Genomic DNA, 19890 nt, shown 5'->3' on the forward strand with positions numbered 1-19890 from the left:
CTCCGGTCGCGCGCGGGGCCCGTGCGGCGGCGCCGACGGACTCGGCCGCCCGCCCGTCAGGCGGCGACGCGCGCGTTCGACTGCGCGAGGAGAGCGACCGAGCGCAGGCGCGCCTCCGTCTGCAGCGACGCGTGGGCGACGATGACCTCGTCGGCGTCGGCGGAGCGGGCGAAGTCGGCGGCGTAGTCGGCCACCTGGTCGCCGGTGCCGACACCGGTGTAGGTGGTCATGCTCGCGACGTGGGCGCCGATCGGGGCGCTGAGCAGAGCGTCGAGCTCCTCGTCGTCGAAGGTCTGGCCGACGGGGATCTGCCCGCTCTGGCGCAGCAGCATCATCAGGCGGGCGCGCTTCATCTGCGCGAACTGCTCCTGCGCGTCCTCCTCGGTGTCGGAGGCGATGGCGTTCATCCCGGCGATCACGTAGGGCGCGTCGAGCTGCTCGGAGGGGCGGAAGCCGCGGCGGTACTCCGCGACGGCCTGGTGCAGCGCGTCCGGAGCGAAGTGCGAGGCGAACGCGTACGGCAGGCCCAGAGCGGCCGCGAGCTGCGCGCCGAAGAGCGAGGAGCCGAGGATGTAGAGGGGGACGCGGGTCCCGGCGCCCGGCGTCGCGCTCACTCCGGGGATGCGGGACTCGCCGGCGAGGAACGCCTGCAGCTCCAGCACGTCCTGCGGGAAGCGCTCGGAGGAGTCGGGGTCGCGGCGGAGCGCGCGGAAGGTCGCCTGGTCGCTGCCGGGGGCGCGGCCGAGTCCGAGGTCGATCCGTCCCGGGTGCAGCGTCTCGAGGGTGCCGAACTGCTCGGCGATGGTGAGCGGGGAGTGGTTCGGCAGCATGACGCCTCCGGAGCCGAGGCGGATCGTGGAGGTCTGCGAGGCGACGTGCGCGATGAGCACAGAGGTCGCGCTGGAGGCGATGCTCGCCATGTTGTGGTGCTCGGCGTACCAGACGCGGCGGTAGCCGTTCCGCTCGGCCTCCTGGGCCAGGGCGACGGAGGCGGCGAAGCTGTCGCGAGCGGTCTCACCGGGGGCGATGGGGGCGAGGTCGAGGATGGAGAGGGGAACGCTCATGGTGAGAGCAACGCCCGCGACGGCTCCGGTGTTCCCGTCGCGGGCGCCTTCCTCACGCCTCGGGGATGTCGCGGCCGTACGCCTCCAGCGTCACGGCCTCGGGCTCCGGTCCGCCGCGCACGCCGGCCTCGAGGGCGTCGATCCGGGCGAGCTCCGAGCCGGAGAGCGCGAAGTCGAACACGTCGATGTTCTCGGCGATGCGCTCGGGGCGGGTCGACTTGGGGATGACCTGGCGGCCCTCCTGCAGGTGCCAGCGCAGCATCACCTGCGCGGCCGTCTTCCCGTACTTGGCGCCGAGCTCGAGGAGCACCGGGTCGTCGAAGCTGCGGCGCGGGGAGTCGCGGTAGGCGGTGATGCCGCCGATCGGCGACCAGGCCTGGGTGAGGATGTCGTTCTCGCAGCCGAAGCGCTCGACCCGCCGCTGCTGGAAGTACGGGTGCACCTCGAGCTGGTTCACCGCGGGGACGACGTCGGTCTCGGCGAGGAGGCGGGTGAGGTGCTCGACCATGAAGTTGCTCACGCCGATCGCCCGCACCCTCCCGTCGGCGAGCAGCCGCTCGAGCGCCCGGTAGGCGTCGAGGGTGCGGTCGAAGGCCTCGGGCAGGGCCTGGTGCAGGATCAGCAGGTCGATCCGCTCGACGCCGAGCTTGCCCGCGCTCTTGTCGAAGGCGTGCAGCGTCTCGTCGTAGCCGTAGTCGCTGATCCACACCTTCGTCTCGAGGAAGACGTCGTCGCGGCCGGCGATCGCCTCGCCCACCTCGCGCTCGTTGCCGTAGGCCGCCGCCGTGTCGATGTGCCGGTACCCCGCGTCGAGCGCGGCGGCGACGGCGGCGCGGGTCTCGTCGGGCGGAGTCTGGAAGACGCCGAGTCCGAGGGCGGGGATCTCGACACCGTTGTGGAGAGTGAACGTGTTCATGAGCCCACGCTACGTCCGCAGACGCCGAGTCGCCCGAGAAGCCGCGCGCGACTCCTCAGGCGACCCCGTCGCTCCGGCCCTGCTCAGCCGTCGATCGGCAGCAGGATCCCCTTCACCGTCTCGTCCGTGGCGAGGAACTCCTGCACGGCCGGGTCCTGGAAGGCCTGGACGAGCTTCTTCACGTTCTCGGTGTCGCGGTACTTCGAGCCGATGGTGAGCTGCCCGGCGAAGTCGTCGGGGGCCTGCGGGGCGAAGATCTGCTGCTCGATCGGGATGCCGGCGGCGAGGTAGTACTCGGTGTAGCCGACGGCCGCGTCGAGGTCCGGCAGCGCGCGCGACTGGGCGGCGAAGTCGAGCAGCGTGAACTGCAGGTTCTTCGGGTTCTCGGCGATGTCGTCCTGGGTCGCGGTGCCCGGCTCCGTGCCCGGCTTCAGCGTGATCAGGCCGGCGTTCTGCAGCAGCCAGAGGCCCTGCGCCTCGTTGGCGGGGTCGGAGTAGAGCGAGACCGTGCCGCCGTCGGGGATCTCGGAGACGTCGGAGTACTTGTCGCTCCAGAGCCCGAAGCCCCAGCGGAAGACGGGGGTGGCCGCCTCCTCCTCGAAGTCGGGGTTGGCCTCGAGCACCTGTCCCAGCCAGAGCTTGTGCTGGTAGACCGTGGCCGCGACCTCGCCCTCGCTCACCGCGCGGTTGATGGTGTTGCTGTCCGAGAGCCCCTTGAAGGCGACGGTGATGCCGTAGCGCGGCGCCACCTCCTTCGCGACGAAGTCGACCAGGGCCTGCTCGGAGGCATTGCCCTCGGCGGTCGCGACGTAGAGCGTCGCTCCCTCCTGCTCGTTGGCCGAGACGGCGGGGGAGAGGAGCGGGACGGCGATCGCGGAGGCGACGCCGACCACGACGACGGCCGCTCCGGCGATCCAGGGCCAGCGGCGCTTCTTCGTGAGATCGAATCCGAGGTCGTCGGGAGTGGACATGGCGGTGCCTTTCGAAGAGGGGGTGCGCGGGCGCGCGGGAGGGGCGCCCGAGGGCGCAGGAGGAGGAGTGGTGGTTCTAGACGGCGGCCGCGACCCGGGGCGCTCGCCGCGAGCGGGAGGCGCCGGGCGTGGTCGCGCGGACGAGGGCGTCGCCGGTGAGCTGCACGGTCGCGACGGTGGCGACCAGGATCACGATGGTGGCGAGCATGACGGTGGTGTCGAAGCGCTGGTAGCCGTAGGTCACCGCGACGTAGCCGATGCCCCCGGCGCCGATCGTGCCGGCGATCGCCGAGTACTCGATCATCGCGATGGTGTTGATCGTCAGGCCGCCGATGATCTGCGGAACCGCCTCGCTCAGCTGGGCGGTCCGCACCACCTGCAGCCGCGACGCTCCGGAGGCGCGGGCGACGCGGGTGAGCGAGAGCGGCACGCTGCGCAGCGCGTTCTCGACGATCCGGGTGAAGAAGGCGATCCCCGCGATCGACATCGGCACGACGGCGGCCGCGATCCCGATGTTGGTGCCGGTGATCAGGCGCGTGAACGGCATGATCGACGCCATCAGGATGAGGAACGGCAGCGAGCGGCCGACGCTGATGACGGCGCTGAGCACCTGGTGGGCGGCCCGGTTCTCGGCCAGGCCGCCCGGAGCGAGGTTGTGCACGAGAGCGCCCAGCGGCACGCCGACCAGCACCACGATCGCCATGACGATGCCGACCATGATCAGCGTCTCGCCGAGCGCCGGCAGCACCAGCGCGGGGATCTGCTCGAGCGGGACCTTGTTGTCGAGGTGGAGGATCATGCCGCCACCTCCTCGGCGAGGACGCGCACGCCGGCGGGCCGGACCGACAGGCCGAGCTCGGCCGCCGCACGGGTGAGCCGCGCCTCGTCGACCGGGCCGAGCCCGATCGTCGCGTGGCCGACCGCCTGCCCGTCCACCGTCTCGATCGCCGCGCCGAGCAGCGAGACGGGGCCGACCGCCTCCGCGAGCCGGGTGACCCAGTCGGTCGGCACTCCGGAGCGGGAGTAGCCCACCACCCATTCGCCCAGACCCGGGCCGGGCGCGACGGAGGGGCGCACCGGGTTGAGGGCGAGGCCGAGCGGGGACGCGGGGTCGCGCAGCAGGTCGACGAGGCGCCCCGACTCCACGATGCGGCCGTGGTCGAGGCGGGCGACGGAGTCGGCCACCTGGCGCACCGTTTCCATCTCGTGGGTGATGAAGAGGATCGAGAGGCCCAGGTCGTCGCGCAGCTCCTTCAGGAGCGTGGTGATCGCGGTGGTCGAGGCGGGGTCGAGGCCCGAGGTCGCCTCGTCCGAGAGCAGCACCGAGGGGCGGAGGGCGAGCGCGCGGGCGATGCCGACGCGCTGGCGCTGACCACCGGAGAGCTGGTGCGGGTAGTAGCGCGCGCGGTCCGAGAGGCCGACGCGCTCGAGGAGCTCCGCAACGCGGCGCTTCGTCTCGGCGGCGGTGACGCCGAGGTACTCCAACGGCAGGGCCACGTTCTGCTCGGCCGTGCGGCGGCTGAAGAGTCCGTCGGACTGGAAGACCGTGCCGATGCGACGGCGGGCGACGCGCAGCCGCTCCTCCGAGAGCTGCGAGAGCGCCTCCCCGTTGACGACGACCGTGCCCGAGGTGGGCCGCTCGAGGAGGTTCACGCAGGCGGCGAGCGTGCTCTTGCCCGCGCCGCTCGGGCCGACGACGGCGAAGATCTCGCCGGTCGCGACCGAGAAGTCGAGGCGGTCGAGCACGGTCGCCGGACCGTACGACTTGCTGAGCTGCTCGAGCCGGATCATCGCGTTCCTTCGGACGGGTCGGGCGGCCGCGGCCTCTCCGCGTCGTCCCGGACACGATGATGGAGCACCGCGGGCCCGCCCGTCCCGGCCCGCGTCGCCCGGCGTAACCCTTCGTCGCCGGGCGTAACAGTGCGCGGGGCGGAGGGGGTCGCGGCCGCGAGACGCGACAGGACCGCCGCGGCCGGCAGCACGCGGGCTACCGTGACCGGATGCAGCCGAAGTGGGAGTCGACGACCATCGAGCGCGCCTTCGACGAGGGGTGGTCGGACGAGCCGATGGGGACGAAGGAGAAGTTCTGGCTCGTCGCCGACGGCGATCTGTGGCTCTTCAAGTTCGCCCGCCAGCGAGGAGACGAGACCCGCGGTGAGGACTGGGCGGAGGGTGTCGTTCCATCTCGCGCGGATGCTCGACGTCCCGTGCGCGGAGATCCGACCTGCGACGGTGGGCGGTCGGCGCGGAATCATGTCGAGGAACGTCATCGAGCGCGAGCAGATCCAGAGCCTCGAGATCGGGAACAGCCTGCTGCGCCACTCCGATCGCCACTACGACCACGCTCGGAGGCGGCCCAACGACCGCTACACCGTCGATGCGGTGAGACGTGCTCTCGACGGCGTCGACGCTCCTGCAGGCTTCGACGCCGTCGCCGGACTGAGCGGTTTCGACGTGTGGGCGGGCTACCTGCTGTTCGATGCCTGGGTAGCTGGACGGGATCGACACGACGAGAACCGGGCCGTCATCGCCGGACGCGGTCATCGGACCCTCTCGCCCTCGTTCGATCACGGCAACGCCCTCGGGTTCCAGGAGACCGAGGAGAAGCGCGCCGCCTGCCTCGCCGATGAGGCTCTCTTCGACCGGTGGGTGCGGAGAGGAAGGAGTCACCATTTCGCCGGAAGACCGCTGCTGGTCGACCTCGCAGCGGAGGCCCTCGCGGCGGCCTTTCCGGAGGCGCAGGCGTTCTGGCCTGCTCGGCTCCGAGCGGTCGATCCCTCTGCGGTCCGCGAGGTCCTCGCGGCGGTTCCTCCGACCCTGATGTCGGAGACGTGCGCTAGTTTCACGGAAGGACTGCTGGCAGCGACACGGAGGAGGATCCTCGATGACTCTCCTCGTTGATCGACCGGCGCCGCGTCCGACCCCTGGTGTCCGCGAGCTGCTGCTCGTCTGGCAGAACCCTCGTACTCGCCGGTTCCTCCGCGCGGCGGTGCTGTCCGTCGGGGTCGACGGCTTCCTCTTCCGGTACGAGCCGGCGGCTGTCGCCGACGAGGACTTCTTCCCGCTCGCGGAGTTCCCCCGTGTGGACGCGGAGTACCGGAGCTCGTCCCTTCCGCCGTTCTTCGCCAACAGGGTGATGTCGTCCGAGCGCGGCTCGTACGAGGAGTACCTGGGGTGGCTCGGTCTCGAGGCGGCGTCCCCCGACCTCCCCGTCGAGATCATGGTCCGGACCGGCGCGGCGCGAGCGACCGACACCTTCCATGTCGTGGAGAAGCCTCTCCGCACCGCGCAGACCCTCATCAGTCGTTTCTTCGTGGCGGGAGTCCGCCATCGGGCCGAGCTCCCGCTTCCGGTGCTGCCTCTCGAGCAGGGCGACGGGCTGGTCCTCGTGCCCGACGCCTCGAACCTCCGCAACCCGGAGGCCTACGAGGTGGCCTCGGTGTCCGGCGAGCGGATCGGATGGGTGCCGGACTGGCTGTGCGGTGAGGTCGCCGCGCTCATGGCGTCCGGATGGGAGGTCGAGGCGGTCGCCGAGAAGGTGAACCCCGAGGCCCCGTCCCACGTCCAGGTGCTCTGCCGGATCACCGCGACCCTGCGTCACTGAACCCGCTCCCGCTCAGCTCGCGGCGGCCGCCGCGCGGGGGCTCTCGGCGCTCGCCTCGCGGTCGAAGCGCTCGCGGCTGAAGACCTGGTCGGCGGTCGTCAGGGCGAGGCCGATCACGCCCGCCAGCTCGCCCAGGTCCGACGTGTGGATGGTCAGGTGCCGCGTGGCGAGCGGGTGGGTGCGCAGGTAGACGCGCTCGCGCAGGCCCGACATCAGCACCTCGCCGCAGTCGCCGAGCTGGCCCGAGATCACGATGGTCCGCGGGTTGAGGATGTTGACGAGGTCGGCGACCGCCTCGCCGAGGACGCGGCCGGCCTGGCGCACCGCCTGGGTGGCGCGCATGTCGCCGCGGAGCACGCGGGCCGTGACGTCGGCGACGTGCTTGATCGAGGGGTCGTCGGCCGAGAGGTCGCGGACGAGGGCCCAGCCGCTCGCATACGCCTCCACGCAGCCGGCGTTGCCGCAGCGGCAGGGCAGCGGATCCGCGTCGACCGTGCCCGTGACCGCGCGGGTGTGGCCGATGTCGCCGGCCGCGCCGACGGCTCCGCGGATCGTCGCTCCGTTGAAGACGAGGCCCGAGCCGATGCCGGTGCCGAGCTTCAGGCTGATCAGGTTGTCGGAGCCGTGGTGGCGCGACTCGGCGAGGGCGCGGGCGTTCGCGTCGTTCTCGATGACGACCTGCACGCCCTCGTACGGCTGGGCGAAGTAGCCGGCTATGTCGAAGTCGTCCCAGCCGGTCATGATCGGCGGATTGCGCACGCGCCCGGCGGCGAACTCGACCGGCCCCGGGACTCCGACGCCGATGCCGGCGACCGCGTCGCCCTGCTGCAGCCGCTCGAACGCGGCGATCACCAGCGAGAGCACGGCGTCCGGTCCCTCCCAGACGTCGACGACGCCGCTCTCGTGCCGGAGGGGGGTGCCGCGCAGGTCGCAGGCGGCGGCGACGAATCCGCTCGCCCCGATGTCGGCGGTGAGGAACACCGTGCCGACCAGGTTCATCGCGAACATGCTCGAGGGGCGCCCGCCGGTCGACTCGCCGCCGGTGGTGGGGGCGATCAGGCCGAGCTCCACGAGGGTCGCGAGGCGCTGGTTGACGGTGGAGCGGGAGAGCCCCGTCTGCTCCATCACCGCGTTGCGCGAGATCTCGCCCTGCTCGCGGAACAGCGCGAGGACGTCGGCCACGTGCGAACCGGCCTCGCCGGTGGAGTACCCCGTCATCGCTCCCCCTCTTGTCACGGTCAGCGTACATGCCTGCCGACGGGAAACCTGAAGTTCCCCGACTTTCGTATTGCGGTAACGCGAAAGCCCCGGTAGTTTTCACACACCGGCACGCAGTGGTGCCACTGATCCTCAAGGATGACGATGAACCGCACAGCACGCCGCCTCCTCCCGGTTCTCGCACCGGTCGGCGCCCTCGCACTCCTCCTCACCGGCTGCGCCTCGGGTGGCGACACGGCCGCCGGCGGCTCCGGATCGACCAAGGTCGCCGCGGTCATCAAGGGCCTCGACAACCCCTTCTTCCAGGCGATGGAGAACGGCATCGAGGACACCGCGAAGGACGACTCCGTGGACGTCTCGGTGCAGGCCGCCGCCGACATCGGCGACACCACCGGCCAGGCCGACAAGCTCACCACGGTCGCCGGCCAGGACTTCGGCTGCCTGATCGTCAACCCGATCAGCGGCACGAACCTGGTGCAGGCCCTCGCCTCCGCCACCGGCAAGACGATCGTCAACATCGACAGCCCGCTCGACCCCGACGCGGTCGAGGCCGCGAACCTCGACGTCACCACCTACATCGGCACCGACAACGAGGCCGCGGGCGGCAAGGCCGGCGACTTCCTCCTGCAGCAGCTGCCCGCCGGCTCCGAGGTCGCCGTCATCGGCGGAGTCTCGGGAGACGTCACCAGCGCCGCCCGCGTCGACGGCTTCACCGCCGCGATCGGCTCCGACCTCACCGTCGTCCAGGAGGCCGCGGCCGACTGGAAGCGCGAGGTCGCGCTGACCAAGGCGACCGACATCCTCGCCGCGAACCCCGACGTGAAGGCGTTCTTCGCCGCGAACGACGACATGGGCCTCGGCATCGTCAAGGCCGTCGAGAACGCGGGCCTCACCGGCTCCGTCCAGGTGGTCAGCGTCGACGGCAACGAGGACGCGCTGCAGTCCGTGAAGGACGGCGGCCTCACCGCCACCGTCGCCCAGTACCCCTACGCGATCGGCCAGCTCGGCGTGCAGGCGTGCGAGGCCGTCGGCGCCGGCGAGGAGATCCCCGCCGAGATCGAGTCGCCCACCGCACTCGTGACCTCCGAGACCGCGGAGCAGGCCCTCGGCGCCTTCCCCCAGCCGTTCGAGGAGTTCGACAACCCGCTCGCCGCGCTCGTCCCCAGCAAGTAGGACCTCCCGCCCATGGCAACCCAGGAAGCGACCATGACCTCAGTCACCGCCCGACCCCCGGCCAGCGCCTCCCCGCTGCTGGCGAACCTCCGTCAGCTCAGCTTCTGGGCCGAGAACGCCGCACCGATCGGGCTCGTCGCCCTGGTGATCGTGTTCTCGATCGCGACGCCGACGTTCCTCAGCCTCGGCAACATCAAGGCGATGCTCGTCGCCGCCGCGATCCTGGTCATCCTCTCGATCGGCCAGTCCTTCGTCATCACCACCGGCGGCATCGACCTCTCGATCTCGGCGACGATGACCGTCGGAGCGGTCGGCTTCGGCATCGGCTGGAGCGCCGGCTGGGGCTTCTGGCTGTCGGCGCTCGCGGCCCTGCTCTTCGCGGGGCTGATCGGAGTGATCAACGGCTTCCTGATCGCGAAGGGCAAGGTCACCGACTTCATCGCGACACTGGGCACGCTCTCGGTGGCGACCGGCCTCGCGCTGATCGTCTCCGACGGCAAGCCGATCACGGTCGGCAGCCCCGAGCTGCTCCGCCTCACCACCGGCTCGATCGGGATCATCGGCTACCCGATCATCCTGGCCGCGGTCATCGGAGTCGTCGCCTGGGTCGTCATGTTCCGAACCCGCTTCGGCCTGCACGTGCAGGCGGTCGGCGGCAACGAGGAGAGCGCGGTCGCCAACGGCATCAAGGCCGGACGCGTGCGCATCGCGGTGTACATCATCGCCGCCGTCCTCGCCGGAGTCGGCTCGCTCCTCCTCGTCGCCCGCGTCGGCGCCGCGGAGCCGGCCATCAACACGCAGTACCTGCTCAACTCCATCGCGGCCGTCGTGCTCGGCGGAGTGAGCCTCACCGGCGGCAAGGCCAAGATCGTCGGCCCGATCATCGGAGCGTTCCTCCTGACCGCGCTGACCAACGGCCTGACCCTGCTCGGCGTCTCGCAGTTCTACCAGCCCCTCGCCGTCGGCCTGGTGGTCGTGCTCGCCGCCCTCATCACCCGCTACCAGAAGAAGTGAGCCCAGCCATGACCAGCGACATCCTGCTCGAAGCGCGGGACATCAAGAAGTCCTTCGGCGGCGTCCACGCTCTCAAGGGAGCGTCGATGTCGATGCGCCGCGGCGAGATCACCGCCCTGATCGGCGACAACGGCGCGGGCAAGTCCACCCTCGTCCGCTGCCTCTCCGGGGTGCACCCCGCCGACTCCGGCACCATCACCCTCGACGGCGACGTGGTGCACTTCACCACTCCGCTCGGCGCGCGGGACGGCGGCATCGAGACGGTGCACCAGACCCTCGCCCTGGTCGAGGACCTGACCGTGTGGCAGAACTTCTTCCTCGGCCGCGAGCTCACCAAGGGCGTGCCCGGGGTGCGGTTCCTCGACCGGACGCAGATGAAGAAGACGGCCCAGGAGCTTCTCGGCGACCTCGCCGTGAACGTCCCGCCGGTCACCAGCAAGGTCCGACGCCTCTCGGGCGGCCAGCGCCAGGCGGTCGCGATCGCCCGGGCCGCGGGCTGGGGCAGCAAGATCGTGATCATGGACGAGCCGACCGCGGCGCTCGGCGTCCAGGAGACGGCGCGCGTCGAGAAGATCATCCTCAAGCTGCGCGACGCCGGAGTGGCCGTGCTGCTGATCAGCCACAACTTCGACCAGGTGATGCGCCTGAGCGACCAGGTGTGGGTGATGCGCGCGGGCCTCGCCGTCGCCGGCCGCCGCACCGCCGAGACCAGCGGCGACGAGCTCGTCTCGCTGATCACGGGCGCGAAGGCCGCCTGATGCACCCCGAGTTCCTGCACCGCGGGAGCACGGAGCGCTCGTCGCCGATCGGGGTCCACGCGGGCCTGCTCGTCGGCGACTGGACGCCGGAGTCGGGGCGCCGCGCGATCGGCGCCGCCGCCTCGATCGGCTTCGACCTGATCGAGATCCCGGCGCCCGACGACCCCGACGCCTCCGCATGGACCGCCGACCTGCTCGACGAGCACGGGATCGACGCGGTCGTCTCGCTCGCGCTGGACGCCGACTCCGACATCACCGACCAGGCCACGGCCGGCCGCGGCGAGGAGCGGCTGCTGGCGGCCGTGCGGTTCGCGGAGGCGATCGGCGCGCGGTACGTCGGCGGAGTCACCTACTCGGCCATGCGCAAGTACGAGCACGCGGCCGACGCGGCTGCCCGCTCGCGCTCGCTCGACGTGCTGCGGAGGGTCGCCGCGGCCGCCGCTCCCGCCGGCGTCGTCGTCGGAGCGGAGTACGTGAATCGCTACGAGAGCAACCTGCTGAACACGGCCGCCCAGACCGCCGCGTTCCTCCGCGAGCTCGACGCGCCGAACGTGCTCCTGCATCTCGACACGTTCCACGCCCACCTCGAGGAGGTCGACCTCGCGAGCGCCGTCCGCGACGCCGGCGACCTGCTCGGCTACCTCCACGCCTCCGAGAACCACCGCGGAGAGCTGGGCACCGGGAGCACCGACTGGACCGGGCTCGCGGCGGCGCTCGCCGACTCCGGCTACCGCGGTCCGCTCACCCTCGAGAGCTTCTCGCCCGCCGTCCAGCCCCCGGCCTCGGCCGAGGGCATGGGCCTCTGGCGCGAGCTCTGGCACGACCCCGTCGCCCTCGCGACCTCCGGCCACGCGTTCCTCGCGGACCTGCTCGACACCGACCCCGCGGCCCGACGCCGCCCCTGAACCTCTCGAACCAAGGAGCACCACCATGACCACGAACCCTCTCGGAGTGCACGCCCTCGTCTTCGCCGGCGGCACCACCCCCGACGAAGTGACCGCGACGATCGAGCAGACCAAGGCGGCCGGATTCGACCTGCTGGAGCTCTCGCTGCACGACGTGCAGAACCTCGACACCGCCTCCGCCCGCGCCGCCCTCGAGGCGAACGACCTCGGCATCGTCTGCTCGCGCGGCCTCGCCTTCTCGGCCGACGTCTCCAGCGACGACCCGGAGGTGGTGGCCCGCGGCGCGAAGCTGCTCGCCGACTCCCTCGAGACCACCCACGCGCTCGGCGGCACCCACTTCACCGGCGCCCTCTACAGCGCGCTCGGCAAGTACAGCGCGCCCCTCTCGGCCGCCGGCCGCGCGAACGTCGTCTCGGTGCTGACCGACCTCGCCGCCGAGGCCTCGACGAAGGGCATGACCCTCGGCCTCGAGATCTGCAACCGATACGAGACCAACGTCATCAACACCGCCGCGGACGCCCTGCGCCTCGCCGACGACATCGGCGCCGACAACGTCCTGATCCACCTGGACACGTACCACATGAACATCGAGGAGGACGACTTCTTCCGCCCGGTGCTGCTGGTCGGGGATCGTCTCGGGTATGTCCACATCGGAGAGAACCACCGCGGCTACCTCGGCAGCGGCCACCTCGACTTCACGACGTTCTTCCACGCCCTCGCCGCGATCGACTACCGCGGACCCATCACCTTCGAGTCGTTCTCGTCGGCCGTCGTCTCGCCGACCCTCTCGAACGACCTGGCCGTGTGGCGGAACCTCTGGAACGACGGCCCCGCGCTCGCCCGCCACGCCCACGGCTTCCTGGTGAACGCGCTGGAGAGCAGCCGTGGCGAGGCCTGAGACCGAGGTCGCGCCCGACGCGGTGCGGCCCGGCCTCGACGAGCTGGCCGGGCGCGCGCTCGCGCTGACCTCGCCGGGCCGCCGCGCGATCGTCGCGATCGCCGGCAGCCCCGGGGCCGGCAAGACCACGCTCGCCCGGGCCGTGGTCGCCCGCGCGAACGAGCTCGCGGGGGAGGGGACCGCCGCCTTCGTGCCGATGGACGGCTTCCACCTCGCCAACGCCACGCTCGACGAGCTCGGCCGCCACGATCGCAAGGGCGCCCTCGACACGTTCGACGGCTGGGGCTTCCTCGCCCTGGTGCGGAGGCTCCGCGCCGAGACCGACCACGTCGTCTACGCGCCCACCTTTGAGCGGACCGTCGACGAGGGAGTGGCCAGCGCGCTGGCCGTGCACCCCTCGGCGTCGCTCGTGGTGCTGGAGGGCAACTACCTCCTTGTCGACGAGGGCCCGTGGGCGCTGCTGCGCGCCGAGTTCGACGAGGCCTGGTTCTGCGCGACTCCCGAGACCGAGCGCTTCGAGCGCCTGGTCGACCGCCACGTCTCCTTCGGCCGCGCCCCCGAGGCGGCCTCCGCCTGGGCCTCCGAGGTCGACGGGCGGAACGCGCTGCTGATCGAGGCCACCCGCGACCGCGCCGACCTGATCGTGTCGGGGACGGCGGCGGGGGTGGTCTGACGCCCGATGTGGCGGAGGAGCGGTCCGCTTCGGGGCGCGACCTCGGCTCTCGGGCGGGTCCGGCCGGTCGATCGGTCGGACGACGGAGGACCCGTCGCCCGGCGGATGCGGACTCGACGGGTCGGGAGTCAGGCTCGAGGGATGGCCGACTCGACACGGAACTCCTCGGAACAGCCCGCTCCCACCACCCCGCCGGCAGCTGCGCCCCCCGGAGCCGCGCAGCCGCCCCTCCCCGTCGCTCTCCTCCTCCTGCTGCGGCGGAGCGACGGGCGGCCCGCGGCTTCGTCGGGCGCCCTCGACACCGTCCTGGCCGCCTCCGTCCTCGCGGAGCTCTCCCTCCGGCGGCGCGTCGAGGTGGACGCCGGAGTCGTCGCCCTCGGGCCGGAGCGATCCGCGCTCGGGGACGCCGTGCTCGACGGGGCACTCGGGTGGATCGCAGCGGAGCGAGCACCGCGCAGCGTCTCCTGGTGGATCGCCCGCCTCACTCGGAGGGAGCTGCATGCCGCCCTCCTCGAGCGGGTCGCCGCCGTGGAGCCGGCGGAGGACGAGCGGCTGCGGATCCGGGTCGCCGAGGTCCTCGCGGCTCGGACGGCGCCCCTGCCGTCGGACGCGGCGCTCATCGGCCTGCTCGACGCGGCCGGAGCGCTCTCGCCGAGGCCCGGCATCCCGGACCGGCAGGCGATCCGGTCGCTCGCGGCGCAGCACTGGGCAGGGCCGGCTGCCGCCGCCGTCCTCGCGGGAACCGCCGCGAGCGTCACGGGAGCCGCGGTGATCGCCGCGACGACGACGGTCACGATCACCGGCATGTGATCCGACGCGTGCGACTCGCTGAAGCCGCGCGCCCCTATTCCGCCGGGTAGTCGGGCGCGACGAAGACGCAGAACGGGTGGCCGGCCGGATCGGCGAGGACGTGGAGCGCCTCCTCCGGGTCGTCGCTCCTGTCCTCGATCAGCTCGGCGCCGAGGGCGAGCGCCCGGGTCTTCTGCCGGTCGAGCTCGTCGGCGTCCGCGACCATGAAGTCGAGGTGCAGCTGCTGCGGGACGGGCCCCTCCGGCCAGGTCGCGCGCGGCAGGGCGGCCACTCGCTGGAACGTGAGCTTCGCGCCGTCGGCGGTGACGATCGCGACCCACTCCGCCTCGTCGTCCGAGCCGTCCGCGGGCGGCTCGTCGCCGGGGCGGTACTCGCCGCCGAGCAGGGCGAGGTAGAAGGCGGAGAGGGCGCGGGCGTCCTCCGTGTCGAGGACGACCTGGCGCAGGCGCATGCGGGCAGGGTACCGCCGGACGGCACCGGAGAGGGATGACGTGCTGTGCGGGACGGCTGCGGCGGGCCGGGCGTCGTGGGTCGCGGCCCGACGTCGGCTGAGAAGGGGGGTCCCTGCCCCGACACGGCAGGCCGCGTCTCAGCGGAGGTTGTCCAGCTCTCTCGCTCCCGACCGCGCCGCCCTGCCACTCCGCGCCCGCTTCCTCAACCCCTCCCGGCTCCCGGCCTCGCGCCAGGGCCCGGCGCGTACTGTGGCCGCTGACTCATGACGGCTACGAGGGAGACACCATGACGGAGCAGATCGGAATCCCCGAGGCCGCGGCACTGGGGAGCGAGCGGCGGAGCATCGCGATCCTCGGAGCGGGCGGCGACCTCACCGAGCGGCTGCTGCTGCCGGGCCTGGGCCGGGTGGCCGAGCTCGCGCGCGACCTCGAGCTCACGCTGATCGGGGCGGCGCGCACGCCCCAGACCGACGAGGAGTGGCAGGGCCTCGTCCGCCGCAGCCTCGAGGCGGCCGGAGTCGCCGCGCACACGGTCGAGGCCCTCGCGTCGCGCGCGCGCTTCGTCGCCACCGACGCCTCCGACCCGGAGCAGCTGAAGGCCCTCCTCGACGCCTGCCCGTCGACTCCGGTGCTCTACGTCGCCCTGCCGCCGGCGATGGGGCACAAGGTCGCCGCCTCGCTCGCCGAGCTCGACCTCCCCGAGGAGCTGGTCGTCGCCATCGAGAAGCCGTTCGGCGAGGACCTCGACGACGCGATCGCCCTCAACGCGGCGTTCGCGAAGGTCCTCCCCGAGAGCCGCCTCTGGCGCATCGACCACTTCCTCGGCAACGCGACCGTGCTCGGGATGCTGGGCCTGCGCTTCGGCAACAGCATGCTCGAGGCGAGCTGGAGCGCCGAGTGGATCGAGAAGGTCGAGATCGTCTACGACGAGACGCTCGGCATCGAGGGCCGCGCGGCCTTCTACGAGAAGACCGGCGCGCTGCGCGACATGCTGCAGAGCCACCTCCTGATGGTGCTCGCGCTGACCACGATGGAGCGCCCCGACGAGGTCGCGCCCGACGAGGTCCACGCGCGCATGGCCGAGGTGCTGGGCGCCGTGCGGCTCTGGCGCGACGACCCCTCCTCCGCCCGCCGCGCCCGCTACACCGAGGGCCGCGTCGACGGCCGCTTCTTCCCCTCCTACGTCGACGAGCCCGACGTCGACCCCGAGACCGGCACCGAGACCCTCGCGCAGCTGCTGCTCCAGGTCGACACCCCGCGCTGGGCGGGCGTCCCCTTCGTCCTCCGCTCCGGCAAGGCGATCGGCGACCCGCGCCGGGAGGTGGCGATCCACTTCCGCGCCGCCACGCCCCCGCGCGGCCTGCAGGCGGCCGAGGGCGACGCCGGGACGGTCCTCCGGATCGGCCTCAAGGGCGGCGACGTCAGCCTCGACCTGGTCGTGAACAGCGCCGACGAGCTGACCGACCTCGAGCGCACCACCCTGACGGCGCAGCCCGGCGCGGCCACACTCGACCCCTACGCGCAGGTCCTCGCCGGGATCCTGCAGGGCGACACCCTGCTCTCGGTCCCGGGCGACGTGGCCGAGCAGTGCTGGCGCATCATCACTCCGGTGCTCTCCGCCTGGGCCGCGGGCGACGCTCCACTGGACGAGTACGAGGCGGGGAGCGCGGGGCCCGAGGGCTGGTGAGCGCGCGGTGAGGCGCGCGGGCTGAGGCGTCGGCGCGTGGCGTGATGCGGGGTCGGGTCCGCCGACGCCGGTCGCGTCGCCTCCGGCCCGGCTCCTGCGACCATTGCGGACGGCAGGGCGCGCAGCGCCTCGAGCCGATCCGTCACGTCCACCCCGTCGCGGCGCAGGACCGTGAGCGCGAGCAGCTGCAGCACGAGCTGCGTGCCCTGACCGGTCTGCGCGACGAAGGCGGTGTCGAGGGCGAGCGTGAGCGGTCCCTCCTGCTTGAGGGTCACTCCGACCACGGCGGCGCCGCGCTCCTGCGCCCACTCGCCGGCCCGCACGGTCTCGGGGGTCTCGCCGGTGCCCGAGAGCACGACGACGAGGGCGCCGGGGCCGACCGAGGCGGGCGCGCGGAAGAAGAACTCGTCCGAGTTGTAGGAGGCGGCGGGCGTGATCGCGGCCGTGTCGAGCAGGTACTGAGCGGCCTGGACGCCCATCAGCGATCTGCCCGCGCCGACCAGGAAGACGCGGTCGACCGCGGGGAGGGAGGCGACGTGGTCGTCGATCCGGCTCCTCCCCTGCCGGCCATCGGCACGGCGGACGTTGCCGGGGAGCGGAACCTCTGCGCCACTGACCGCTTCGGGGCGACCGGATGGATCGTCGGCTGCGCGGGAGTGTCGCGGCGCTCTCGGTGCCGAGGTCAGACGGGGCTCGGCTCGACCGCGCCGACGTCGCGGTCGTATGGCGCCACTCCGGGCATACCCGTATGCTGTCACGCATGATAGATGGAGTCGGAGCACAGCTTCGAAAGGGCGTAGCCGAGTTCTGCATCCTGGGGCTGCTCGACACCGTTCCCATGTACGGGTGGGAACTGTCCACGCGCTTGCAGGAGGTCGGTGTGATTGGGAGCATCGGCACCCTGTACCCACTCCTGGGTCGGCTGCGGGACCGAGGCTCGATCACCGCAGTCGTCGTGCCGAGTACGCAGGGTCCGGCTCGGAAGTACTACTCGTTGACCGACGTGGGGAAGGTCGAGCTCGGGCGGTTCAGGGCGGAGTGGCCGTCCTTCGTCGGGCAGGTGAACGAGACGATCGGAAGGGGAACGTCATGAGCACGACGACATCGCCGGCGGCGGCGCGCTACCTCGAGGAGCTGAGGATCGCATTGTCCGGCGTGCCCGCCGACCTCCGGAGTGAGATCTGGAGCGGGATCGGCGAAGAGCTGGACGGCCTCGACGACGATGCCGCCCGTGAGCGGATCGCTGAACTGGGAAGTCCCTCTCGGATCGCGCAGGCCGCCGGCGGATCGCTCGCTGGGGGCGGCGGGCCGATCTTCGACCGCCCCTGGTTCGCCGTCGTCGCCTCGCTGGTCTTCGCCTTCGGCTGGCTGGTGATTCCCGGATTCGGCTGGCTCCTCGGCGCCGTCGCGATTCTCCTCTGCTCGTCCTGGACCGTCTCGGAGAAGAGGGGGGCGCTGGTGATCCCCGTCGTCGCTGCCGTGGTGGTCGGCGGGGCGATCGGGCTCTACTACTGGCTGTCGGCGATGCCGAGTTCCGGTATGACGACGTGGACGGTCCTGGCTGGTGCGTGGCTGGTCGGGGGTGGCACCAGCCTTGTTCTCGGGACGCGCCTGTGCGCCCGCTTCGTGAGGACGCGGCGGGCGCACAGCGCGTTGGAGTGAGCCGGATGAGCTCTGCTCGTCAGCTCCAGCTCACCGTCGCGGCTCCTCCGGAGACCGTCAGGCGCAACTCGAAGGTCGTGTTGTAGGGGACGCCGCACATCTGCGCGTTGATGAGCATCTGCGCGCGGTTGGCGAGCGGTCGGCCGAGGTAGTTGAGCGACGAGCCACAGGCTCCCCCGATCGTCCAGGCCGGGCCCCACGGGTTGGCGGTCACCGTGTTGCTCGACAGGTTGTAGGAGGTGTAGAAGCTCATGCTCACCAGTCCGACCCAGGTGTCGATCTTGCAGCCGTTCCGCGCGGACCCGCTCACGGAGCACTCGCTGATGCCGCGCGTCTTCACGTCGGCACCTTCTCCTCCGATGCGGACGACACTGACGGATCCGTCCTCATAGGTGGAGATCGTGTAATCGCCATCAGGACGCTTCTCCTCGACCACCTTCACGGTCGGGTTAGCGCTCGACAGCGAGTCCCACGCCTCGCCGGCGAGGTACGCCTCGACCAGGTCGTCCTGCGTCTCGGAGGGAACGCCGTACTCCGAGAGGAACTCGCGGGCGATGACGACCTCCGAGTGCTCGGCTTCCGTGCTCGCGCTCGCAGGCGCGGCTCCGGTGAGAGCGAGTGCGAGGACGGCGATCCCCGCCATCAGCTTGGATCTGAATCCAGACATGAGTGTCTCCGTTTCTTGTTCCGGGTGGAACATTGCGTGACAAGGTACTGATGGCGTGCACAGGCGGCCAAGGCTTCGGAGTACGGTGGCGCGTTCGCTGCGCCACAGACGCGATTCTCGCCGCGCCGTGTGCCGGTGCGCGGAGGCCCTGCGCCAGTTCGTGCCGCGGTCCCGTCCGTCTCCGTAGGCTCCGACGCATGTCTGATCAGGTCCAGGCCGGAGTTCAGCACGGAAATGTGCGGGGGATTCTCGCCCGTCGGTGGTTCGCGGTCGCGGCCTCCCTGGTCTTCGCCTTCGGCTGGCTGCTGATCCCCGGAATCGGCTGGCCGATCGGCGCCGTTCTGGTCCTGTGGAGCTCGTCGTGGACCGCCGCCGAGAAGAGCTCGGCGCTCACGATCCCACTGGTCGCGGCCGCGCTGGTCGACAGCGGAGCGGGGCTCGTCTTCGGGCTGCACGCCGTGCCGAGTTCGAGCATGACGATCTGGACCGCGGTGTGTGCCGGGCTGCTGGCGGGAGGCGTGACGAGCGTCGTTCTGGGGGTCCGGCTGTGCGCCGGGGCACTCCGCAGGCCTGCAGCGCCGGGCGACCGCTCGCTGTCCGGGGCGGCCCCTGCGCCTCGCGCCCACGACGTCAGCTGACGGGAGGGGGCGCCGGCTCCTGAGGGAGGCCGCCCTGTCTCAGCCGAGGTCGTGCGCACCCCGGCGGAGGCGAGCGCCTCGACGGCTCGAAGGGCGCAGGTCCGCCGGCGTCCTCGCGCGTCGGCAGGTCCCGCTCAGCGCCCGCCGGCCCCGCTCGCGTCGTAGCGGAGCCGCACCAGCTCAGAGCCCGGCAGAACCGTCGCGTCGAGGAGGCGCAGGCCGTGCTGCGGCGCCCCGGAGTAGAGCGGCGTCCCGCCGCCCGCGAGTCCGGCGCCGACGAGGACGATCAGTTCGTCCACCAGGCCCTGCGCGAGGAGCGGATTCCAGGTGGTGCCACTGCCGAACATCAGCAGGTCGCCCCCGTCGCCCTGCTTGAGCCGTCCGATCTCGGCCGGACCCTGCTCCCGTGGCACGATCCGCGTGGTGGCGGCCCACGGCGCCTCCGGGTCGAGAGCCAGGGAGTCGCTGATCACCAGCGCGTCGAGCGACGTGACCAGCCGCGCCGTCTCGTGTTCCCGCTCGCCCGCCGTCCCGTCCGCGGCGACGGCGCTCCAGCTGTCCCAGTTGTCACGGAACCAGCCGCCGCCGTAGACGAGCGTGCCCGCGCGGCGCAGCAGCTCGAGGTTGTGGTCGTTGAACGCGTCCTCGAACGGCAGCGCCGAGAGGTCGTGCCCGGGCCCCTCGAAGCGGCCGTCGAGCGAGGTGAGGACGGAGACGACGAGCCTGCTCATGCGGGGGATGCTACTCAGGCGGGGGTGCCGGGTGAAGGGGGGGCGGAGG

Annotated in this window: 23 protein-coding genes and 1 pseudogene; 13 read left to right on the forward strand and 11 right to left on the reverse strand. The window is 72.0% G+C overall.

Annotated features, from left to right (window positions below; all coding sequences use genetic code 11):
- Positions 1–56 precede the first annotated feature (56 nt).
- The 6 genes from C5C29_RS07430 to C5C29_RS17430 all read right to left on the reverse strand — a co-directional run bounded on the left by C5C29_RS07430 (position 57) and on the right by C5C29_RS17430 (position 5073).
- Positions 57–1064 carry an LLM class flavin-dependent oxidoreductase gene (locus C5C29_RS07430; RefSeq protein WP_104222705.1) on the reverse strand — a complete coding sequence of 336 codons (1008 nt, stop codon included), beginning with the start codon at positions 1062–1064 and terminating at the stop codon, positions 57–59.
- Between the two features lie 52 nt (positions 1065–1116).
- Positions 1117–1980 carry an aldo/keto reductase gene (locus tag C5C29_RS07435; RefSeq protein ID WP_104222706.1) on the reverse strand — a complete coding sequence of 288 codons (864 nt, stop codon included), beginning with the start codon at positions 1978–1980 and terminating at the stop codon, positions 1117–1119.
- A gap of 83 nt (positions 1981–2063) precedes the next feature.
- Positions 2064–2951: a MetQ/NlpA family ABC transporter substrate-binding protein gene (locus C5C29_RS07440; RefSeq protein ID WP_104308173.1), complete on the reverse strand. Its 888-nt coding sequence runs from the start codon at positions 2949–2951 to the stop codon at positions 2064–2066.
- 76 nt (positions 2952–3027) lie between these two features.
- Positions 3028–3750 carry a methionine ABC transporter permease gene (locus C5C29_RS07445; protein ID WP_104222708.1) on the reverse strand — a complete coding sequence of 241 codons (723 nt, stop codon included), beginning with the start codon at positions 3748–3750 and terminating at the stop codon, positions 3028–3030.
- Positions 3747–4742 carry a methionine ABC transporter ATP-binding protein gene (locus C5C29_RS07450; protein WP_104222709.1) on the reverse strand — a complete coding sequence of 332 codons (996 nt, stop codon included), beginning with the start codon at positions 4740–4742 and terminating at the stop codon, positions 3747–3749. Before C5C29_RS07450 ends, C5C29_RS07445 begins: the two co-directional genes overlap by 4 nt.
- Positions 4743–4938: 196 nt before the next feature.
- Positions 4939–5073 carry a hypothetical protein gene (locus C5C29_RS17430; protein ID WP_258063575.1) on the reverse strand — a complete coding sequence of 45 codons (135 nt, stop codon included), beginning with the start codon at positions 5071–5073 and terminating at the stop codon, positions 4939–4941.
- A 131-nt stretch (positions 5074–5204) separates the two neighbouring features.
- Between C5C29_RS17430 and C5C29_RS07455 the strand changes: the two genes are divergently transcribed.
- Both C5C29_RS07455 and C5C29_RS07460 read left to right on the forward strand, forming a co-directional pair.
- Complete coding sequence (locus tag C5C29_RS07455) at positions 5205–5852, forward strand: hypothetical protein (protein WP_146083466.1); 648 nt, start codon at positions 5205–5207, stop codon at positions 5850–5852.
- Positions 5836–6555: an HIRAN domain-containing protein gene (locus C5C29_RS07460; RefSeq protein WP_146079454.1), complete on the forward strand. Its 720-nt coding sequence runs from the start codon at positions 5836–5838 to the stop codon at positions 6553–6555. The genes C5C29_RS07455 and C5C29_RS07460 overlap by 17 nt, the downstream gene beginning before the upstream one ends.
- Before the next feature lie 12 nt (positions 6556–6567).
- On the opposite strand, the gene C5C29_RS07465 is transcribed toward C5C29_RS07460, so the two are convergent.
- Positions 6568–7773 carry an ROK family transcriptional regulator gene (locus C5C29_RS07465; protein WP_104247040.1) on the reverse strand — a complete coding sequence of 402 codons (1206 nt, stop codon included), beginning with the start codon at positions 7771–7773 and terminating at the stop codon, positions 6568–6570.
- Between the two features lie 144 nt (positions 7774–7917).
- On the opposite strand from C5C29_RS07465, the gene C5C29_RS07470 reads away from it, so the two are divergent.
- From C5C29_RS07470 to C5C29_RS07500, 7 genes are all read left to right on the forward strand, one after another.
- Positions 7918–8946 (forward strand): substrate-binding domain-containing protein, encoded by a 1029-nt coding sequence (locus tag C5C29_RS07470; RefSeq protein ID WP_104222713.1) that lies wholly within the window; start codon positions 7918–7920, stop codon positions 8944–8946.
- A gap of 33 nt (positions 8947–8979) precedes the next feature.
- Positions 8980–9960, forward strand: coding sequence for an ABC transporter permease (locus C5C29_RS07475; protein WP_104222714.1), 981 nt, complete (start codon positions 8980–8982; stop codon positions 9958–9960).
- Positions 9961–9968: 8 nt separating this feature from the next.
- The gene (locus tag C5C29_RS07480) at positions 9969–10718 is read left to right on the forward strand and encodes an ATP-binding cassette domain-containing protein (RefSeq protein ID WP_104222715.1); all 750 of its coding nucleotides are present in this window, start codon (positions 9969–9971) and stop codon (positions 10716–10718) included.
- Positions 10718–11623, forward strand: a complete 906-nt coding sequence (locus tag C5C29_RS07485) for a sugar phosphate isomerase/epimerase (RefSeq protein ID WP_104255161.1) — start codon at positions 10718–10720, stop codon at positions 11621–11623. The genes C5C29_RS07480 and C5C29_RS07485 overlap by 1 nt, the downstream gene beginning before the upstream one ends.
- A gap of 25 nt (positions 11624–11648) precedes the next feature.
- Positions 11649–12521, forward strand: a complete 873-nt coding sequence (locus C5C29_RS07490; protein ID WP_104225811.1) for a sugar phosphate isomerase/epimerase — start codon at positions 11649–11651, stop codon at positions 12519–12521.
- Positions 12508–13194 (forward strand): nucleoside/nucleotide kinase family protein, encoded by a 687-nt coding sequence (locus tag C5C29_RS07495; protein ID WP_219813773.1) that lies wholly within the window; start codon positions 12508–12510, stop codon positions 13192–13194. Before C5C29_RS07490 ends, C5C29_RS07495 begins: the two co-directional genes overlap by 14 nt.
- A 141-nt stretch (positions 13195–13335) precedes the next feature.
- Positions 13336–14004, forward strand: a complete 669-nt coding sequence (locus C5C29_RS07500) for a GPP34 family phosphoprotein (protein WP_181128779.1) — start codon at positions 13336–13338, stop codon at positions 14002–14004.
- A gap of 34 nt (positions 14005–14038) precedes the next feature.
- Here C5C29_RS07500 and C5C29_RS07505 read toward each other — a convergent pair whose 3' ends face one another.
- Complete coding sequence (locus tag C5C29_RS07505) at positions 14039–14455, reverse strand: VOC family protein (protein WP_104262559.1); 417 nt, start codon at positions 14453–14455, stop codon at positions 14039–14041.
- A 287-nt stretch (positions 14456–14742) separates the two neighbouring features.
- Here C5C29_RS07505 and C5C29_RS07510 point away from each other — a divergent pair, with 287 nt between their 5' ends.
- Entirely contained in the window at positions 14743–16143 is a 1401-nt protein-coding gene (locus C5C29_RS07510; protein WP_104308176.1) for a glucose-6-phosphate dehydrogenase, read from the forward strand.
- 182 nt (positions 16144–16325) lie between these two features.
- On the opposite strand, the pseudogene C5C29_RS17435 reads toward C5C29_RS07510, so the two are convergent.
- Positions 16326–16925: pseudogene (locus C5C29_RS17435) on the reverse strand (SIS domain-containing protein); the annotation flags it as partial.
- On the opposite strand from C5C29_RS17435, the gene C5C29_RS07520 reads away from it, so the two are divergent.
- Positions 16904–17236, forward strand: a complete 333-nt coding sequence (locus C5C29_RS07520) for a PadR family transcriptional regulator (RefSeq protein ID WP_104223999.1) — start codon at positions 16904–16906, stop codon at positions 17234–17236. The pseudogene C5C29_RS17435 and the gene C5C29_RS07520 sit on opposite strands and share 22 nt — an antisense overlap.
- On the forward strand, positions 17233–17805 hold the full coding sequence (locus C5C29_RS07525) for a hypothetical protein (RefSeq protein WP_104223941.1): 573 nt from the start codon (positions 17233–17235) through the stop codon (positions 17803–17805). Before C5C29_RS07520 ends, C5C29_RS07525 begins: the two co-directional genes overlap by 4 nt.
- A 19-nt stretch (positions 17806–17824) precedes the next feature.
- Here C5C29_RS07525 and C5C29_RS07530 read toward each other — a convergent pair whose 3' ends face one another.
- On the reverse strand, positions 17825–18472 hold the full coding sequence (locus C5C29_RS07530) for a hypothetical protein (protein WP_146076483.1): 648 nt from the start codon (positions 18470–18472) through the stop codon (positions 17825–17827).
- 197 nt (positions 18473–18669) lie between these two features.
- Here C5C29_RS07530 and C5C29_RS07535 point away from each other — a divergent pair, with 197 nt between their 5' ends.
- Complete coding sequence (locus tag C5C29_RS07535) at positions 18670–19110, forward strand: hypothetical protein (protein ID WP_146083467.1); 441 nt, start codon at positions 18670–18672, stop codon at positions 19108–19110.
- Positions 19111–19244: 134 nt separating this feature from the next.
- On the opposite strand, the gene C5C29_RS07540 is transcribed toward C5C29_RS07535, so the two are convergent.
- Positions 19245–19841, reverse strand: a complete 597-nt coding sequence (locus C5C29_RS07540; protein WP_104308179.1) for a dihydrofolate reductase family protein — start codon at positions 19839–19841, stop codon at positions 19245–19247.
- Positions 19842–19890: the final 49 nt, after the last annotated feature.

It is taken from the genome of Rathayibacter sp. AY1H2 (genome assembly GCF_002931985.1).
Classification (GTDB): Bacteria; Actinomycetota; Actinomycetes; order Actinomycetales; family Microbacteriaceae; genus Rathayibacter.

What these genes read in the sequence shown, in the direction of transcription:
- C5C29_RS07435 (WP_104222706.1), bottom strand. Translation starts at nt 1,980, where the DNA reads ATGAACACGTTCACTCTCCACAACGGTGTCGAGATCCCCGCCCTCGGA.
- C5C29_RS07490 (WP_104225811.1), top strand. Translation starts at nt 11,649, where the DNA reads ATGACCACGAACCCTCTCGGAGTGCACGCCCTCGTCTTCGCCGGCGGC.
- C5C29_RS07530 (WP_146076483.1), bottom strand. Translation starts at nt 18,472, where the DNA reads ATGTCTGGATTCAGATCCAAGCTGATGGCGGGGATCGCCGTCCTCGCA.
- C5C29_RS07430 (WP_104222705.1), bottom strand. Translation starts at nt 1,064, where the DNA reads ATGAGCGTTCCCCTCTCCATCCTCGACCTCGCCCCCATCGCCCCCGGT.
- C5C29_RS07470 (WP_104222713.1), top strand. Translation starts at nt 7,918, where the DNA reads ATGAACCGCACAGCACGCCGCCTCCTCCCGGTTCTCGCACCGGTCGGC.
- C5C29_RS07465 (WP_104247040.1), bottom strand. Translation starts at nt 7,773, where the DNA reads ATGACGGGGTACTCCACCGGCGAGGCCGGTTCGCACGTGGCCGACGTC.
- C5C29_RS07510 (WP_104308176.1), top strand. Translation starts at nt 14,743, where the DNA reads ATGACGGAGCAGATCGGAATCCCCGAGGCCGCGGCACTGGGGAGCGAG.
- C5C29_RS07505 (WP_104262559.1), bottom strand. Translation starts at nt 14,455, where the DNA reads ATGCGCCTGCGCCAGGTCGTCCTCGACACGGAGGACGCCCGCGCCCTC.
- C5C29_RS07525 (WP_104223941.1), top strand. Translation starts at nt 17,233, where the DNA reads ATGAGCACGACGACATCGCCGGCGGCGGCGCGCTACCTCGAGGAGCTG.
- C5C29_RS07480 (WP_104222715.1), top strand. Translation starts at nt 9,969, where the DNA reads ATGACCAGCGACATCCTGCTCGAAGCGCGGGACATCAAGAAGTCCTTC.
- C5C29_RS07450 (WP_104222709.1), bottom strand. Translation starts at nt 4,742, where the DNA reads ATGATCCGGCTCGAGCAGCTCAGCAAGTCGTACGGTCCGGCGACCGTG.
- C5C29_RS07520 (WP_104223999.1), top strand. Translation starts at nt 16,904, where the DNA reads ATGATAGATGGAGTCGGAGCACAGCTTCGAAAGGGCGTAGCCGAGTTC.
- C5C29_RS07460 (WP_146079454.1), top strand. Translation starts at nt 5,836, where the DNA reads ATGACTCTCCTCGTTGATCGACCGGCGCCGCGTCCGACCCCTGGTGTC.
- C5C29_RS07455 (WP_146083466.1), top strand. Translation starts at nt 5,205, where the DNA reads ATGTCGAGGAACGTCATCGAGCGCGAGCAGATCCAGAGCCTCGAGATC.
- C5C29_RS07540 (WP_104308179.1), bottom strand. Translation starts at nt 19,841, where the DNA reads ATGAGCAGGCTCGTCGTCTCCGTCCTCACCTCGCTCGACGGCCGCTTC.
- C5C29_RS07485 (WP_104255161.1), top strand. Translation starts at nt 10,718, where the DNA reads ATGCACCCCGAGTTCCTGCACCGCGGGAGCACGGAGCGCTCGTCGCCG.
- C5C29_RS07475 (WP_104222714.1), top strand. Translation starts at nt 8,980, where the DNA reads ATGACCTCAGTCACCGCCCGACCCCCGGCCAGCGCCTCCCCGCTGCTG.
- C5C29_RS07535 (WP_146083467.1), top strand. Translation starts at nt 18,670, where the DNA reads ATGTCTGATCAGGTCCAGGCCGGAGTTCAGCACGGAAATGTGCGGGGG.
- C5C29_RS07445 (WP_104222708.1), bottom strand. Translation starts at nt 3,750, where the DNA reads ATGATCCTCCACCTCGACAACAAGGTCCCGCTCGAGCAGATCCCCGCG.
- C5C29_RS07500 (WP_181128779.1), top strand. Translation starts at nt 13,336, where the DNA reads ATGGCCGACTCGACACGGAACTCCTCGGAACAGCCCGCTCCCACCACC.
- C5C29_RS07440 (WP_104308173.1), bottom strand. Translation starts at nt 2,951, where the DNA reads ATGTCCACTCCCGACGACCTCGGATTCGATCTCACGAAGAAGCGCCGC.